This window comes from Acidimicrobiales bacterium (assembly GCA_035316325.1).
Lineage (GTDB): Bacteria > Actinomycetota > Acidimicrobiia > Acidimicrobiales > VFJN01 > DASXTK01.
On the sequence record DATHJB010000076.1, the window covers coordinates 1 to 15,783 of the forward strand.

The 15,783-nt window shown below is 73.8% G+C and carries 14 protein-coding genes; 1 reads left to right on the plus strand and 13 read right to left on the minus strand.

Features of this window, described 5'->3' with window-relative positions; translation table 11 throughout:
- Both VK611_10875 and tsaD read right to left on the minus strand, forming a co-directional pair.
- Positions 1-662 (minus strand): PhoD-like phosphatase N-terminal domain-containing protein (locus VK611_10875; protein HMG41827.1); only part of this gene is annotated, 662 nt, incomplete at its 3' end.
- 39 nt (positions 663-701) lie between these two features.
- Positions 702-1,697 carry a tRNA (adenosine(37)-N6)-threonylcarbamoyltransferase complex transferase subunit TsaD gene (tsaD, locus tag VK611_10880; protein HMG41828.1) on the minus strand — a complete coding sequence of 332 codons (996 nt, stop codon included), beginning with the start codon at positions 1,695-1,697 and terminating at the stop codon, positions 702-704.
- A gap of 161 nt (positions 1,698-1,858) precedes the next feature.
- On the opposite strand from tsaD, the gene VK611_10885 reads away from it, so the two are divergent.
- A complete protein-coding gene (locus tag VK611_10885) occupies positions 1,859-2,245 on the plus strand; it encodes a hypothetical protein (GenBank protein ID HMG41829.1) in 387 nt (128 codons plus the stop codon).
- A gap of 75 nt (positions 2,246-2,320) precedes the next feature.
- Here VK611_10885 and rimI read toward each other — a convergent pair whose 3' ends face one another.
- The 11 genes from rimI to glmM form a co-directional block, all read right to left on the minus strand.
- A complete protein-coding gene (rimI, locus tag VK611_10890) occupies positions 2,321-2,887 on the minus strand; it encodes a ribosomal protein S18-alanine N-acetyltransferase (GenBank protein HMG41830.1) in 567 nt (188 codons plus the stop codon).
- Positions 2,888-2,905: 18 nt separating this feature from the next.
- Entirely contained in the window at positions 2,906-3,682 is a 777-nt protein-coding gene (gene tsaB, locus VK611_10895; GenBank protein ID HMG41831.1) for a tRNA (adenosine(37)-N6)-threonylcarbamoyltransferase complex dimerization subunit type 1 TsaB, read from the minus strand.
- Positions 3,676-4,158: a tRNA (adenosine(37)-N6)-threonylcarbamoyltransferase complex ATPase subunit type 1 TsaE gene (gene tsaE / locus VK611_10900; GenBank protein ID HMG41832.1), complete on the minus strand. Its 483-nt coding sequence runs from the start codon at positions 4,156-4,158 to the stop codon at positions 3,676-3,678. Before tsaE ends, tsaB begins: the two co-directional genes overlap by 7 nt.
- 76 nt (positions 4,159-4,234) lie before the next feature.
- Positions 4,235-5,950, minus strand: coding sequence for a glycosyltransferase family 39 protein (locus tag VK611_10905; protein ID HMG41833.1), 1,716 nt, complete (start codon positions 5,948-5,950; stop codon positions 4,235-4,237).
- 75 nt (positions 5,951-6,025) lie between these two features.
- Positions 6,026-6,862, minus strand: a complete 837-nt coding sequence (locus VK611_10910; protein HMG41834.1) for a P1 family peptidase — start codon at positions 6,860-6,862, stop codon at positions 6,026-6,028.
- Positions 6,859-7,974 carry an alanine racemase gene (alr, locus tag VK611_10915; GenBank protein HMG41835.1) on the minus strand — a complete coding sequence of 372 codons (1,116 nt, stop codon included), beginning with the start codon at positions 7,972-7,974 and terminating at the stop codon, positions 6,859-6,861. Before alr ends, VK611_10910 begins: the two co-directional genes overlap by 4 nt.
- Complete coding sequence (locus VK611_10920; GenBank protein ID HMG41836.1) at positions 7,974-9,350, minus strand: NAD(P)H-hydrate dehydratase; 1,377 nt, start codon at positions 9,348-9,350, stop codon at positions 7,974-7,976. Before VK611_10920 ends, alr begins: the two co-directional genes overlap by 1 nt.
- A gap of 13 nt (positions 9,351-9,363) precedes the next feature.
- Entirely contained in the window at positions 9,364-9,825 is a 462-nt protein-coding gene (locus VK611_10925; protein ID HMG41837.1) for a holo-ACP synthase, read from the minus strand.
- Entirely contained in the window at positions 9,818-13,252 is a 3,435-nt protein-coding gene (locus tag VK611_10930; GenBank protein ID HMG41838.1) for an SIS domain-containing protein, read from the minus strand. The genes VK611_10925 and VK611_10930 overlap by 8 nt, the downstream gene beginning before the upstream one ends.
- 67 nt (positions 13,253-13,319) lie before the next feature.
- Positions 13,320-14,261, minus strand: coding sequence for a hypothetical protein (locus tag VK611_10935; GenBank protein ID HMG41839.1), 942 nt, complete (start codon positions 14,259-14,261; stop codon positions 13,320-13,322).
- A gap of 157 nt (positions 14,262-14,418) precedes the next feature.
- The gene (gene glmM, locus VK611_10940; protein ID HMG41840.1) at positions 14,419-15,768 is read right to left on the minus strand and encodes a phosphoglucosamine mutase; all 1,350 of its coding nucleotides are present in this window, start codon (positions 15,766-15,768) and stop codon (positions 14,419-14,421) included.
- Positions 15,769-15,783 lie beyond the last annotated feature (15 nt).

The window sequence follows — 15,783 nt, forward strand, 5'->3', positions numbered from 1 at the left end:
GCCTCGGGCGGTCCCTCGTAGATGTAGTCGCCGAGGAAGAAGACCAGGTCGACGTCCTCCTCGGCCAGGTAGGCGTGGGCGGTCCAGAAGCCGTCCTGGCGGTTCTGGCAGGAGGCGAAGGCGAAGCGGACGACGTCGGGGACGTCGGCGGGGCGGGGTGCCGTGCGGGCCCGGCCGACCGGGCTGGTGCGGTCGTCGACGGTGAAGCGGTACCAGTACCAGGTGTCGGGGTCGAGACCGCCGACCTCGATGTGCACGGAGTGGCCCAGCGCCTCGTCGGCCGCCACGCTGCCCTCGATCACGACGTCCTCGAAGTCCTCGTCGGTGGCGACCTGCCAGGCGACCGGGACCGGGTCGGTGGTGCCGATGGCCCCATCGGGGACCGTCCCGTCGGCCACGAGGCGAGTCCACAGGATCACCGAGTCGGGCAGCGGGTCGCCCGAGGCGACCCCCAGGGCGAAGACCTCGGCGGCCAGGCCGTCGGGGACGGGAGGCAGGTCGCGCCGCTCGGCGACGTCGGCGTCGCGGTCGTTGCCGCCGTCGCCGCTGTCGTCGTCGTTGCTGCTGCAGGCGGCCGCGGCGACAGCGGTTGCCACCATGCCGGCCATGAAGGTGCGCCGGTCGATGCGCGGCGCCCGCTCACTACCCCAGAGCTCCCCCACGGCCGGCCACGCTACCGGCGGTCGGCCGGCAGGGGCGGGTCAGACCAGGCGAAGGTTCGGTGTCGCCCCGGTGTCGAGCGGTGACGGGCCGTCGGACTGCAGGCGCCACCAGCCCGCGGCGGCGATCATCGCGGCGTTGTCGGTGCACATGGCCAGGCTCGGGACGAAAGGCCGCAGCCCGTCGGCCGCGCAGGCCGCCACCAGGCGCTGGCGGAGCTGCCGGTTGGCGGCCACGCCCCCGCCGAGGCAGATGCCCTTGGCGCCGACATCGCGGGCCGCCCGCATGGCCTTGGTCACCAGCACGTCGACCACGGCCTCCTGGAAGCTGGCGGCGACGTCCTCGACGGCGTCGTCGGGGTGGGTGCGCACGTGGTTGACGACCGCCGTCTTCAGACCGCTGAAGCTGAAGTCGTAGTCACGGTCGAGCATGGCCCGGGGGAAGCGGACGGCCTCGGGGTCGCCGGACGTCGCCAGGCGGTCGATCACGGGACCGCCCGGGTAGCCCAGGCCCAGGTAGCGGGCCACCTTGTCGAACGCCTCGCCGGCGGCGTCGTCGATGGTGGTGCCCAGCAGCTCGTAGTGGCCGTGCTCCTTCATGTGCACGAGCAGGGTGTGGCCGCCGGAGACCAGCAGGACGACGACCGGGAGCTCGAGGTCGGGCTCCTCCAGGAACGCCGCGTAGAGGTGGCCCTCGAGGTGGTTGACGGCGACGAACGGCACGTCCCAGACGAGGGCGAACGCCTTGGCGGCGCTCAGGCCCACCAGCAGGGCGCCGACCAGCCCGGGGCCGGTGGTGGCGGCGACCGCGTCGACCTCGTCGTCCGACAGGCCGGCCTCGACCAGCGCCTGCGCCACCACCGGGGTGAGCAGCTCGACGTGGGCACGGCTGGCGATCTCGGGCACGACGCCACCGAAGCGGGCGTGGCGGTCGATCTGGCTGGCCACCACCGACGAGCGCACGAGGCGCGCCCCGTCGACCACTGCCGCCGCGGTCTCGTCGCACGACGTCTCGATGCCCAGGATCCGGTCAGCCATCGCCCCCCAGCCTCTCGCGTCAACGCCCCCGATGCGAACACCCAACGGCTGGCTTTGGTTGGCGGCGGCCAGACCTCCTGACATCCCATTTCGCGGATTATCAGGATTCTTCGCGGATTTTCCGTGCTTCCCAGCTTCTGCCGCGTCTAATCTGCCCACCAATGAGCAGTGCCGACCAACCCCTCGATGAGCAACCCACCCGCCGCCGCCCGCCCAACTCCTCGCTCGGTCAGATCCACGATGATGTCATCAAGTGTGGCCTCGACCTCCGCGACGTCAAGCGAGCCCAAGAACACCACACCGCCCACTTCGAGCGGATCGAGGACATCCTCGCCCAGCACACCTCCCGCTTCGAGCGGATCGAACAGACCCAGTCCCAACATGGCGACCGACTCGACACCCTGAACCAGAAGTTCGACGGCCTGGACCAGAAGGTCGACCTGGTGCAGGAGACGCTGAACCAGAAGATCGACCAGGTGCAGGACACGCTGGGCGGGAAGATCGATCGGGTGCTGGAGCGGTTGGGGCCTGGGAACGGGGGGAGCTGATCGGGCGGGAGCCAGGTTCCGCCCCGCAGCTCCGACCCGCCTCCGGGGTTGCGGGGCGGTCACCCCGCGAAGGGCTCAGATCCAGTCGCCCTCGATCACCGTGAGGCCGCCGATGTCGGCCTCGATGTCGCCAAGGCGGCGGGCGTAGGCAGGCTCGTCGACGTCGGTGGCCCACATGACCATGGCGTCCTCGCCGTTCTCCGGGTAGTAGCCCTTGCGCATCCCCGCCGGCACGAAGCCGAAGCGCCGGTACAGCGCCTGGGCGCCGAGGTTGCTGACCCGCACCTCCAGCGTCAGGTTGCGGCATCCCCGGGTGGCCGCGGCCCGGGCCGACACGGCGAGAAGGCGGCTGGCGATGCCCCGACGCTGCCACGCCGGATCGACGGCGATGGTCGTGATGTGCCCGTCGTCGATGCTGCGCAGCATGCCCAGGTAGCCGACCACCCGGTGCCCGACCCGAGCGACCAGGTACAGCCGGGTGGAGCGCTGGCCGAGCTCGCTGAGGAACAGCCCGAACGTCCACGGCCGGGGGTAGACCTGCTGCTCGATCTGCAGGACGCCGCGCAGGTGGCGGCGGCGCATGGTGGCGATGACCACCGTCGGGTGCTGGCTCTGGGGTTCGTCGTGTGGCTCAGGTCGCATCGCCACGGCGGGGGCCTGTCATTCGTCTCCAGTCGTATCCGCCGCTTCGCCCAGCGTGCCATCCAGGAGGCCCGCTGCCCCCTCCGGGTCGGCTTTCACCACGCCGTCGCGGGTCGACCAGTTGATCGCCGCGTCCGGAGCCCGGAGGTACAGCGGCTCCAGGTCCCACGAGTTCACGAACTGCTCCCGCAACGCCTGGGCGTGCGCCAGCTGCACCAGCGACGCCGGCGACGGGTAGGCGAGGCCCTGGTCGGCCAGCTCCACGCTGGCGAGGTCCTCGAACTCGTCGGCGTAGCGCATCGCCCCGTCGCCCACCAGCAGCACGTCGTCCCGGTTCGCCAGCAGGTCGGTGGCGAGGTCCTTCGGCGAGCTCACCCGGTAGTCGCCGATCCGCTGGATGCCACCGGGCACCTGCCGGTAGGTGGCGACGAACAGCTCGCCGCGCCGGGCGTCGATCGCCGCCACGATCAGCCGCGGCGTCCACCGCACCGGGAACGCCACCAGGTCGAGGCTGGGCACCCCGATCATGGGCACCCGCAGCGCGTGCGCCAGCGCCTTCGCCGTGGCGATCCCCACCCGCAGGCCGGTGAACAGCCCGGGGCCGAGGTCGACCGCCACGCACCCGAGCTCGGACAGGTCGACCTGCGCCTGGCGCCGCAGCACGTCGATCGCGGGCACCAGCGTCTCGGCGTGACGCTTGCCCCGCGCCGACTGCACCGACGCGAGCACCCCCTCGTGGCCGCCGATGGCGCACCCCACCTGCTGCGTGGAGGTGCTGATGCCGAGGATCAGCATGGCGATGCGCCCTCCTCCGGCGGCTTGCGCCAGGGAGCGGTGGCATCGGCCAGGGCGAAGGCGCGATCGGCCCACCCGGGACCCACCGTGCGGAGGGTGACGATGCGGTCGTCGAGCGACTCGCCCAGGCTCAACCGCACCTTCAGGTAGTCGTTGGGCACGACCGGCAGCACCGCGTCGCCCCACTCGACCACCACCACGCCCCCCTCGTCGAGCAGCTCGGAGACCCCCAGGTCGAGCACCTCGTTGAGCTGTTCCAGCCGGTAGACGTCGAGGTGGTGGAGCATGGGGTCGCTGTCGTAGCGCTGCTCGAGCGTGAAGGTGGGGCTGGTGATCGGCTCGGTCACGCCCAGGCCCTGACCGAGCCCCTGGACGAACGCCGTCTTCCCGGCACCGAGGTCGCCGGCGAGCAGGACGAGGTCACCGCCCCGGACGACCCCCGACAAGGCTCCGGCGAGCGCTCGCGTCTCGTCCACGGAACGCGTGTAGGCGCACAACAGGGACACGCCAGGAGCCTACTGACAGTGGGGAACCCGTCCCGAAGCCGGGCGGTCAGGCAGCGCCGTCGCCGACGAAGCTCAGGGGCGGCCCCATCGGGACGTCGGCCGGGGGTGCCGGGTCGAAGGCGAAGACGCGGGTGGTGCGGCCCTCGCGGGTGGTCTCGTGGACGAGGCGCAGCCCCGGCACCGCGTCGACGGACTGGAGCTCACGCAGCTGCGGGCGCAGGCGCTTCACGGTGTACCAGTCGACCACCAGGTACTGGGCGCCGTAGTGGCGACCGAAGTCGACGATCCCGTCGATCTCGGCGTACGGGATCGCCATCGCGGGCCGATCGGCGTAGTAGCTCACGATCATGCTGCGGGTCATCACCCGGTCGCCGCCGTCGGTGTGCGCCGCCAGCCACTCGCCGGCGGCCTGCTGGTCGGTGTGGTCGGCCGGGTGCCACCACCCGCCCGGGCCGTCGAACGCCTGCACCGACGAGAGGACCAGCAGCCCGACGACCCCGGCGGTGAGCCAGCGCCGAGCGCTCCCCGCGAAGCCCGCCAGGGCGACGGCGGCCGGCACGACCGCCAGCGTCGCCGCCGCCATCAGGTAGCGGGGCTGCACGAAGAACACGAGCGAGGTGGCCACCGGTAGCGCCGCCACGGCGACCAGCAGCTGGATCGGGCGCGAGCTGCGGTGGCGCCACAGGCCCAGGCCGACCAGCCCCCACACGGGCAGCGGCAGCAGCAGCCACGCGAAGAACTGCCCGGAGGTCGGGTTCACCACCGCCTGGGCCAGCTCGGCCACGTTGGAGCGGAGCACGACGAGGTAGCCCCCCGGATCGTCGAGCGCCAGCGCCGGCAGCGAGGTGCGCTCGGTCGAGAAGGCGTAGCCCGTGTCGTCGAGGGCGTAGAGCACCTGGTCGCGGGCCTGGCGGTCGGCCCGGGCGACAGCCTGCCAGGCCTCGATGGACGCGTCCTGGGTCTTGGCGGTCAGCTCCCAGCGACCGGTGTTCCCGTGGAGGTAGGTGGCGTACGGGGCGAGGCACAGCAGGATCGGCACGACGAAGGCGGCGACGAGCCCGACGGTCCGCCGCCGCGACGGGCCCACGCCGGGTTCGTCACGCCGGCGGGCCAGCACCAGCACGGCGATCCCCAGCGGCACGCCCACGAACAGGCCTTCCGGGCGCGTCAGGTAGGCCAGGCCGACCATCGCGCCCGCGGCGGCGACCCGCCGCGCCCGTGCCCCGTCCCGGTGGTCGGCGGCGTCGACCACCCACCACAGCGCGAGCACCACCAGCAGGACGTAGGCCGCCTCGGAGCCCGCCCCCCGGTTGGTCGGCGACGTGGCGACCGCCGGCGCCAGGGCCGCGATCCAGGCCGCGGCGACGCCCGCCCCCGGACCGCCCACCCGGCGGGCCAGCAGGCTCAGCGGCACGACCACCGCGGTCCCCGCCAGGATCGTGAGCCACACGGCACCCATGTGGGCGTCGTCGAGCACCAGGCTGCCGAGCCCGAGCAGGGCCGGCACGAGGGGCGGGAAGTGCAGTTCGGGGTGACCGTCGCGCTCGAACCCGTCGCCTTCGACGAGCGAGATCCCGGAACGCAGGTAGGCGGTCTCGTCGGTGGACGGAGCGTCGTCGGTCAGACCGATCGCGACCCGGATGCCGAAGGCGCACAACAGCGCCGCGAGCAGCAGCCAGCCGTGCCGCCGCGACTCCGCCGGGACGGCCGCGGCCGGCGACTCGGCTTCGGCATCACGCCCTTGCGTGACAGTCGCGACCACGTGAACTCCCAGCAGACTCTGCGTGACGATCCGGCCGAGAGTGTAGGAGCCGCAACGACCGGGTCTGGACGCGGGTCAGGGGAGCGAGCGGATGGCCTCGGCCACGGCGTGGACACCCAGCGCCCGGACCGTGTCGAGGTCGGTCGGGGTGTCGAGGGAGTGGACGGCGGCGGTGACGAAGGCGTCGCCGTCGAAGCTGGTGTGAGCCGGGAAGACGGCACGGGCCAGGCCGTCGTGGGCGGACTGGGCGAGCAGGTGGCACCCGACCTTGTCGAGGCGGGCGTTGGTGGCGACCAGGCCGATCGTCGTGTTGCCGAGCAGCGCGCCCGGCATCGGGGGCAGACGGCTGTCCTCGACACCCGGCGCCCCGAAGGCGTTCACCGCCACCAGGGCGCTCACCACCAGGTCGCCCGATCGCGCCGAGGCGGAGACCATGCCGCCCGGCCGCCGATCGCCGCCGGGCGACGACGACCCCACCGTGGCGCCCGTCCCCGCGCCCACGGCACCCAGCGGGAACTCGCCCGCGACCGCGGCCTCGCAGGCCGCGTAGCCCTCCGGCACGCCCGGACGGACGGTCGGGTCGCCGACGGCCAGGTCGAAGAGGCCCAAGGCCACCACGATCGGCACCGGGCCCGCCGGCGTCGGCACGCCCAGACCCCGCTCCTCGCAGAACCGCACCACCCCGTCGGCCGCCGCCAGCCCGAACGCCGAGCCGCCGGTCAGCAGCAGCGCGTCGAGCCGGGTGACGGCCCGCGTGGGGTGGAGCAGGTCGGTCTCCCGGGTGGCCGGAGCGCCGCCCCGCACCTCACCCGACGCCACCGTCCCCTCGGGCAGCAGCACCACCGTGCACCCGGTCCGCGCCGCCGAGTCGGTCCAGTGGCCGACGCGCACCCCCGGGACGTCGGTGATCACGACGAGTAACGCCGCTCGACGCGGGGCCCGAGGGCGCAGACGACCTCGTAGGAGATGGTGCCCAGCTTGGCGGCCCACTCGTCCGGGGTGACCCGCTCGTCGCCCTGCGCGCCGAGGAGCACGACGTCGTCGCCGGGCCGCACGTCGGCACCGGGACCGCAGTCGACCATCAGCTGGTCCATCGTCACCACGCCGACCATCGGGCAGCGACGCCCGTGGATCAGCACCTCGGCGCCGCCCAAGGGCAGCGCCCGGAACACGCCGTCGGCATAGCCGATGGGGATGGTGGCGATCACCGTGTCGCGCACCGTGCGCTCCCGCAGCCCGTAGGAGATCCCCTGCCCGGACGGCACCCGCTTCACGAACGCCACCTCGGTCGTCAGGCTGAGCGCCGGGCGCAGGTCGACGAGGCCGTCGAGCGCCGGGGCCGGGGGCAGCCCGTAGGTGGCGATGCCGCAGCGCACAAGGTCGTAGCGGGTGGCGGGAAGGCACAGGGCCCCGGCCGAGTTGGCGGCGTGGCGGAGCGGCGGCTCGATCCCGGCGCGGCGCAGGTCGTCGAGCACCGCCTCGAACCGCTCGATCTGCTGGTCGTTGAACGGGTTGCCGGGCTCGTCGGCCACCGGCAGGTGGGTGAGCACGCCCTCCAGCTGGAGGCGGGGGCTCTCGGTGATGGTCTTGGCCAGGGCCAGGACGTCGCCGGGGTCGACCCCGACCCGCCGCATGCCGGTGTCGACCTTGAGGTGCACGTTGACCGGGGGTGCGTTCCGGCGCCGGGCCGTGTCGGCCAGGGCGATCGCCATGTCCGACGTGTAGACGGTGAGCCGGGCCTCGAGGCCCACGGCGACGTCGATCTCGTCGGCCCGGGGCTCGGACAGCACCAGCAGCGGGGCGTCGATCCCGGCACCGCGCAGGGCGGCGGCCTCGGGGATCTGGGCCACCGCCAGCCAGTCGGCACCGGCGGCCAGCGCGGCCTGTGCCACGCGCACGGCCCCGTGGCCGTAGCCGTCGGCCTTGACCACGGCGCAGAACCGGGCCGGTGCGACCTCCTGGCGCAGCGTGCGGACGTTGTGGCGGACGGCGTCGAGGTCGATGTCGGCCCAGGCCCTCGCCATCAGCCCTCCCCTCGCAGGTCGGCGAACGCCTCCGGCAACAGGTCGACGACGTCGGAGGCGACCAGTCCCTCCCGGGGACCGTGGTGGGCGGCGCGCCCGTGGAGCCAGGCCCCGGCGGCCGCGGCGTCGAAGGGGTCGACACCCCGGGCCAGCAGGGCCCCGATGCAGCCGGAGAGGACGTCGCCGGTCCCCGCCGTAGCGAGGCGGGCGTCGCCCTCGGTGACCACGCGGGCCCGGCCGCCGGGGTGGGCGACGACCGTCGTCGGGCCCTTCAGCAGGACGACCGCGGCCACGCGAGACGCCAGCGACCGGGCCGCGGCGATGCGGTCGGCGCCCGGCGGCGAGCCGGCCAGGCGGGCGAACTCGCCGTCGTGGGGGGTCAGCACCGCCGGGACCGAGCGCCCCGACAGAACCTCGGCGGCCTCCTGGTCGAGGGCGGTGAGCCCATCGCCGTCGACCAGCACCGCGACCTCGGGTGACGAGGACACCAGGCGCCGCACTCGTGCGGCGGTGCCGTTGCCCTGCCCGAGCCCGGGGCCGACCACCAACGCACCCGCCCGGTCGAGCTGCCCGAGGACCACCTGGTCCCAGTCGTCGGCGTCGAGCCCCGGCACACCGACGGCCTCGGTGGGCCGCTGAGGATCGTCGAGCACGCCGGGCGTCGCCACCCGCACCATCCCGGCGCCGGAGCGCTGCGCGGCCCGGGCAGCGAGGTGGGCGGCACCGGTCATCCCCGGCGATCCGGCCACCAGCACCACGGCGGCCTGCCACTTGTGGGCGGTCGTGGCCCGCGGCGGCACCCAGCGCACGACGTCGTCACGTTCGACCACGCCACAGCGGGCGTCCGACACGTCGAGCCCGATGTCGGCGACGACCACGTCGCCCGTGAGCTCGCTGCCCGGTGGGAACAGCAGCCCCGGCTTCAGAGCGGCGAACGTCACCGTCCGGGTCGCCTCGAAGGGCCGACCGCCGACGGCACCGGTCAGGCCGTCCACGCCGCTGGGGATGTCGACGGCCAGCACCGGTACCTCGGCCCCCAGCCGGGGCATCGCCTCGTACGTGCCGTGGAAGCCCGTGCCGTAGGCGGCGTCGATCACGAGGTCCGGCGGCGGAGAGGACCAGGGAGGCTCCGAGCCGGCCGCCACGACCAGCACCCGCACGCCGCGCCGCGACAGCCGCGCCGCGGCGTCGCGCCCGTCGTTGCCGTTGTTGCCCTTGCCGGCGACCACGAGCACCCGCCGCCCGTACGTGCCGCCCAGCAGCCGGAGGGCCTCCCGGGTCACTGCGGCGCCGGCCCGCCCGATCAGCACGTCGACCGGCTCCGGGGCGGCAGCGTCGACCGCGGCCATCTCCTCGGGCGTGACGACGGGCAACATCCGGCTTGCGAATCTACCCCTGAGGGTCAGGTCCCAGGGCGAGGGCGGTGGCCTGGGCCAGCGAGGACGTGTGGGTGAGGCTCAGGTGCCAGCCCGCCACGCCCTTCTCGGCGGCCAGGCGGGCGGCGGTGTCGACCAGCACGACCCGCGGCGCCCCCGTCTTCTCGTTGAACACCTGGATGTCGCGCACCGCGCACGACCCGAGCCCGCAGCCCATCGCCTTCAGCACGGCCTCCTTGGCGGCGAACCGGGCGGCGTAGCGCTCGGCCGGGTCGCTCCGGCGCTCGCAGTACTCCTGCTCGGCCTCGCTGAAGATCCGGCTGCGCATGCCGGGCGTCCGCTGCATGGCGGCCCGCAGGCGCTCGACGTCGCACAGGTCGACGCCCACCCCCAGCACCGGCCCCACCGTCGGCAGCGGCCCGGTCGACACCCGGGGATCGGGCCCCGGCTCGACCGGCGCCGGTGCCTCAGACATGCCAGCGGTCGGCGAGCTGGTTGATCGGCTCGGTCATCAGGTCGACGACCGGGATCGTGGCCAGCACGTCGTCGCGGAACGTCGGCTCGGTCTCCTGCACCGCGTCGCGCAGCACCGCGTAGCGGTTGCGGTAGCCCTGCAGGACCCCTCGGGCCGTCGACGTGGGCAGCAGGTCGGCGAAGCGCACGTGCAGCAGCGTGAGGCCGACGGTCTGGCCGTCCTTCACCTCGGGTACCAGCACGATCGGCCGCCCGTCGCTGCGGCCCCGGGCGATCAGCACCTCGCGCTCGTTGGCCACCCGGTGCTTGGTGCCCCGCAGCCGCGGCGACCGCAGCGAGCGGCTGGTGAGGTCGCGGGCGATGCCGCCCCGGTCGACCACGGTGATCGTGGCGGTGGCGTCGTCGGTGACGTTCTCGATGCGGTACCGGGTGAAGCCCCGCACCTCGGCGAACGCCGGGCTGACGTCGGCCAGCGTGCGGAGCACGGCGTAGGTGAGGCTGTCCCGCGGCGCACCGGCGGCCAGCAGCTCCTGCACCAGCGGCACCGTGAGCAGGGTCTCGTCGCTGCGGGAGATGCCCACCGTGACGGTCTTGGCCTGGTGCTTGATGGCGTCGATCGGGCGGGTGAGCTCCTCGATTGCGGCGCTCAGGGAGGCCGTCAGGTCGTCGACCAGCACCGCCGGCGTGCCGACCTTGCCCTCGTCGATCTGGTACGCCTCCAGCGGGATGACCCCGGCGGCGTAGCGGAGCAGCACCGCCAGCCGCACGGCCGTCGAGGCCTCCAGCTGGCCGTTGTACGAACCGACGCGCAGCCCGTCGAAGTAGCCGCGGGCGACCGGGGCCAGCTCGGTCCGCAGCCGCCGCAGCAGCACGTCGCCGGACACGGTGGAGCCGTCGGCCGCCGCGTCCCGGGTGATGATCTCGATGGCGGCCCGACCCGACCGCAGCGGCAGCGCCAGGGCGTCGATGGCCAGCGCCGCCTCGTAGCCGAACAGGTGCCCGACCATCGCCGACAGCACGAACGCCAGGGCGGGGTGGGTCGGCGGCACCGCCAGCACGTGGAGCGCCGCGCCGAAGCGCGACTGGTCGTCGGTGGCGACGACGATCGGCGAGGCCTTGTGTGCCCGGTAGATCGCCACCTCCTTGGCCACGTCGTCGGCGGTGGAGCCCTCCAGCCCGGCGGCGCACACCAGGATCAGGGGCTCGGCCGACAGGTCGATGTGCTTCTTGTCCTCGGTGCCGTCGCTGGCGATCGACTTGTAGCAGAGCTCCGACAGCTTGATGCGCACCTCGGCGGCGGCGATCCGGTTGGGCCCGTTGCCGACGACGGCCCAGTAGCGCTTGCCGGGGGCGAGCTGGTGGGCGGCCTCGGCGATGGTGGGACGCCGGGCGATGACCTCGGTCATGGCCGTGGGCAGCTCCCGCAACGCCGCGAGGAGGCCCTGCTCGACCACTCCGCCGACCTCGTCGGCCACCGCGGCGGCCAGCAGGAACCCGGCCGCGATCTGGCTGTAGAACGCCTTGGTCGACGCCACCGACATCTCGACGTCGCGCCCGTCGGACGTGTAGAGCACGCCGTCGGCCTTGTCGGTGAGGTCGCTCTGGCGCCGGTTGACGACGGCGACCACCTTCGCCCCCCGCGACCGCACCAGGTCGACCGTGCGGTTGGTGTCGGTGGTGGTGCCCGACTGGCTGATGGCGACGACCAGCGTGTCGTCCATCGAGGGCCGCAGCCCGAAGCCCGACAGCTCGGTCGCCAGCCGCGACTCGATCCGCAGCGGCGTGGAGCCGCAGAACAGGTCGAGCGCCGCCGCCAGGCCCTGCGCAGCGACCGCGGCGGTGCCCTGGCCGATGGTGATGATGCGCTTGACGGCCCCCGATCGCAGCGCCGCCCGCAGGTCGTCGGGCAGCACGTCCGACCCCAGCGCCACGGCCAGCTCGCCGTCGCGGTCCACCAGCTTGCCCCGCAGCGTCTTGCGGAAGCTGGCCGGCGCCTCGGTGATCTCCTTGAGCAGGAAGTGGGGGAAGTCGCCGCGGTCGATGTCGCGGGTGGTGATCTCGGCGGAGGTCAGATCGTCCTCGCCCACCGGCAGCACCGTGCCGTCGTAGGCGATGCGCTCGATGCCCTCCAGCGTGCCGGCCCGGGCCCCGTCGAGCACCACGATCTGCCCCCGGCTGGCCGTGGGGTTGTCGGGGTTGGCCGGGGTCTCGCCGTCGAGGCGCAGGTAGCGGCTGGTCAGCTCGACGACGCCGTAGGGTTCGCTGGCCACCACGTAGGCGCCGTCGGCCAGGCCGACGTAGAGGCCCTGCCCGCTGCCCCGGAGCCCGAACATGACCTTGTCGGGGTAGGCCGAGGCGCTGGCCGCCACGGCGGTCGAGCCCTGGAACGCCGCCACCGTGTTGCGGAAGGCGGTGGCCAGGTCGTCGCCCGCCGCCAGCCGGCGTGACACCAGCGTCGGGATGACCTTGGCGTCGGTGGTGATCTCGGGGGCGATGCAGAGCCCGTCGGCGGCCTTGAGGTCGGCGAAGTTGTCGACGTCGCCGTTGAGCGCCCCGATGACGTAGGGGCCGTCGGCGCGGTCGGTCTCGTAGCTGTCGAGCGGGTGGGTGTTGGCCTGGGAGATGATCCCGATCGACGCCCAGCGGGTGTGGCCCAGCACGGTGGCGACGGCCTCGTCGGAGCGCAGCGCCAGCCGCAGCAGCTCGTCGGCCCGGATGGCGGCCCGCATGGCCTTGGTGTTGTCGCCCAGCTCGCCGATCTCGGCGGCGGCCTTGTAGACGAACGCCAGGAGCCCGTCGGGGGTGCGGACGGTGCCGGTGCGGAACAGCGGGTCGGCCACCCGCTCGGCCAGCAGGCGGGCGACGCCCGGGCTGTCGAGATCGAGGCCGTGGCCCCGGACCAGCACATGCATGCCGGCGGAGTCGCGGCCCCGCACCTCGAGCCGGTCGATGGCGACGAGGGCCTGCTGGATCGACGTGTAGCCCTCGACCGCAGCCCAGCCGGGCTCGCTGCCGGCCAGGTCGGCGACAGCGCGGGCGGTGTGCACCCGGTCCTGCGCCACCGCCCACACGGCGTCCTTCAGCCGCACGACCGCCGAGTTCGTGCGCTCGAGCTCGGCGGGGGCGAGCCCCTCGTCGCCGGCGTCGAGGCGGGCCTCGATGGCGGCCAGGGCTTCACCGAGCTGGGCGCTGACGTCCTCGACCTCGAGCAGCAGCCGCCGGTCGTGGACCAGGGTGCCGACGCCGTCGGTGGACCGCAGCAGCCGGTCGGCGGCCTCGACCTCGGCGGCTGCCCGGTCGCAGGCGGCGGCCAGCGTCGACTCCTCCGCGAGGGCGTCGAGCGCGCCTCGCAGCGGCGACGTCACGGACTGAGGTTCGAGCTGCTGGCGACGACCGGGGCCGCGCACCACCGAGATGATCCCGCACATGAGGTTCGAGTCTACGAACTCGACCGCCCGGGTGGCCCCCACCTGGCCCGTGGATGAACGCCGGGGCCTATTCGCTCGGCTGCTTGGCCAGGAGGAACGCCGTGCACGACGGGTCGAGGACCTTGCCGGCGAAGTGGGTGGGGCGGGTGATGAAGTCGGACTGGAGCGCGACCATGACGTAGCCGTCGGGCTGCTCGATCCACTCGACGCCGTCGAGCGTCAGGCCGTGGTCGGCGTAGCTGCCCTCCAGCCGGTAGCTGCCGCCGGGCACGCCGGGGTTCTCCGGCACCTCGTAGAACGCGAACGTGGCCTCGACGTTGCCGTCGCCGGGGTCGGCCACGGTGAGCGTGAGGCCGGTCAGGCCCTGCCCGCAGTCGTAGCCGCCCTCCCAGGTGCCGACGTACCAGGGCTCGGTGGAGGTCCGGTCGAGCGTGAAGGTGGTGCAGCCCTCGCCGTCGACGCTGCCGGCCAGCTGCTGGACCTCGCCGCTCCCGGTGACCTCGGCCTCGATGCCGGCCATCACGTAGCCCTCGGGCTCGTCGATCCACTCGGTGCCCTCGAGCGACACCGCACCGTCGGCCGACGTGCCTTCCATGGCGAAGGCGCCGCTGGGCACGCCGGGGTTGCTGTCGACCTCGTAGAACTCGATGATCGCGTCGAGGTCGCCGGCGGAGTCGACGACCGTGAGCGTCATCCCGGTCTCGCCCTGGCTGCAGACGTACGTCCCCTGCCAGGTGCCGGTGAGCGACGCCGCAGCGCCGGTCGGCTCGTCCGGGGGCACCGTGTCGCCGGTGGTGGTCACCGGCTCCGTGACCGTGGTGCTGGGGCCGCCGCCGATCTCCTCGCCGTCGTCGTCGCCACCCGACATCGTCACCCACACGGCGACGCCGATCAGCGTGCCGACGACCGCACCGATGCCCACGGGCAGCACCCAGCTCCGCTTCGGGGGCGGCTCCGGCTCGCCGTAGTAGGGCGGCCCCGGCGGACCGGTCGGCGGACCGGGCGGCATGGGCGGACCCGGGGGGAACGGCGGCCCCGGAGGCATGGGTGGACCCGGAGGCATGGGCGGACCAGGCGGGCCCGGCGGCATCGGTGGCTGCATGGGCTGCATCGCCCGTCCTCCCCAGTACGTGTCTGTCGTCAGCTGCTGGGCCGCACAGATTGCCTCAGCGTGAGGACAATGCCTCCGCGGCCGCCACCAAACGCGACGCGGCCGCGTCGGCGGCCGTCTCGGTCGGAGCCTCGACCATCACCCGCACCAGCGGCTCGGTGCCGCTCGGCCGCACCAGTACCCGCCCGTTGCGGCCCAGCTCGGCCTCGACCTCGGCGATCTCGCCGGCCAGGCCGGCGACGATCTGGTCGGCGGCGCTGCCGTCGACCCGCACGTTGCGCAGCACCTGGGGCAGCCGGGTCATGGCCTCGTCGGCGAGCATGCCCAGCGGCCGGCCCGACCGGATCACGACGTCGAGCGCCTGGACCGCGGTGAGCAGCCCGTCGCCGGTGGTCGCCAGCTCGCGGAAGATCACGTGGCCGCTCTGCTCGCCGCCCAGCGAGAAGCCCCCGGCCTCCAAGGCCTCCAGCACGTAGCGGTCGCCCACCCGGGTGTCGACCACGTGGATGCCCCGGTCGGCCATCCCCTGACGGAAACCCAGGTTGGTCATCACGGTGACGACCACCGTCGAGTCGGCCAGCCGGCCCCGGGACTCCAGGTCGATGGCGCAGATGGCGATGATGTGGTCGCCGTCGACCAGCCGGCCGGTGCCGTCGACCAGCAGCACCCGGTCGGCGTCGCCGTCGAAGGCCACGCCGGCGTCGGCCCCGGTCCGGTGGACGGCCACCTGCAACGCCGCCGGGTGAGTGGAGCCGCACTCGTGGTTGATGTTGGTGCCGTCGGGCATGCAGTGCAGCAGCTCGACCTCAGCACCCAGCGCCCGGAACACCTCCGGGGCGACCACCGAGGCGGCGCCGTTGGCGCAGTCGAGCACCACCCGGAGGCCGTCGAGCCGCCGGCCCTCGATCGACGCTGCCACCGCCCCGCCGTAGCCCTGGTGCGGCGGCCGGCTCGTGACCGTGCCCACCGCGGCGCCGACGGGCGGTGGCGTGAGCGGATCGTGGCCGTTGCCGCGACTGGTGAGCCGGCGCAGCTCGGCCTCGAGGCGCTCCTCGGCCTCGTCGGCGAGCTTGCGACCTCCGGCCGAGAACAGCTTGATGCCGTTGTCGGGGAAGGGGTTGTGCGACGCGGAGACCATCGCCGCCGGCGCCCCCTCGAGCGCCGACCACCAGGCCACCTCGGGGGTGGGGGCCACGCCGAGGCTGACCACGTCGGCCCCCTCGCTGGCCAGTCCGGCGGCGAAGGCGGCCTCCAGCAGCGAGCCGGAGCGACGGGTGTCGCGCCCCACGCCCCAACGGCCGCCGCCCAGCACCCGGGCGGCGCTGCGCCCGAGCGCGAGGACGAGCTCGGGCGTCAGCTCGACGTTGGCGACGCCACGTACACCGTCGGTCCCGAACTCCAGCATGGCTCAGCAGCCGAA

What these genes read in the sequence shown, in the direction of transcription:
- tsaD (HMG41828.1), bottom strand. Translation starts at nt 1,697, where the DNA reads ATGGCTGACCGGATCCTGGGCATCGAGACGTCGTGCGACGAGACCGCG.
- VK611_10885 (HMG41829.1), top strand. Translation starts at nt 1,859, where the DNA reads ATGAGCAGTGCCGACCAACCCCTCGATGAGCAACCCACCCGCCGCCGC.
- rimI (HMG41830.1), bottom strand. Translation starts at nt 2,887, where the DNA reads ATGCGACCTGAGCCACACGACGAACCCCAGAGCCAGCACCCGACGGTG.
- tsaB (HMG41831.1), bottom strand. Translation starts at nt 3,682, where the DNA reads ATGCTGATCCTCGGCATCAGCACCTCCACGCAGCAGGTGGGGTGCGCC.
- alr (HMG41835.1), bottom strand. Translation starts at nt 7,974, where the DNA reads ATGGCGAGGGCCTGGGCCGACATCGACCTCGACGCCGTCCGCCACAAC.
- VK611_10920 (HMG41836.1), bottom strand. Translation starts at nt 9,350, where the DNA reads ATGTTGCCCGTCGTCACGCCCGAGGAGATGGCCGCGGTCGACGCTGCC.
- VK611_10925 (HMG41837.1), bottom strand. Translation starts at nt 9,825, where the DNA reads ATGTCTGAGGCACCGGCGCCGGTCGAGCCGGGGCCCGATCCCCGGGTG.
- VK611_10930 (HMG41838.1), bottom strand. Translation starts at nt 13,252, where the DNA reads ATGTGCGGGATCATCTCGGTGGTGCGCGGCCCCGGTCGTCGCCAGCAG.
- VK611_10935 (HMG41839.1), bottom strand. Translation starts at nt 14,261, where the DNA reads ATGCCGCCCGGTCCGCCGACCGGTCCGCCGGGGCCGCCCTACTACGGC.
- glmM (HMG41840.1), bottom strand. Translation starts at nt 15,768, where the DNA reads ATGCTGGAGTTCGGGACCGACGGTGTACGTGGCGTCGCCAACGTCGAG.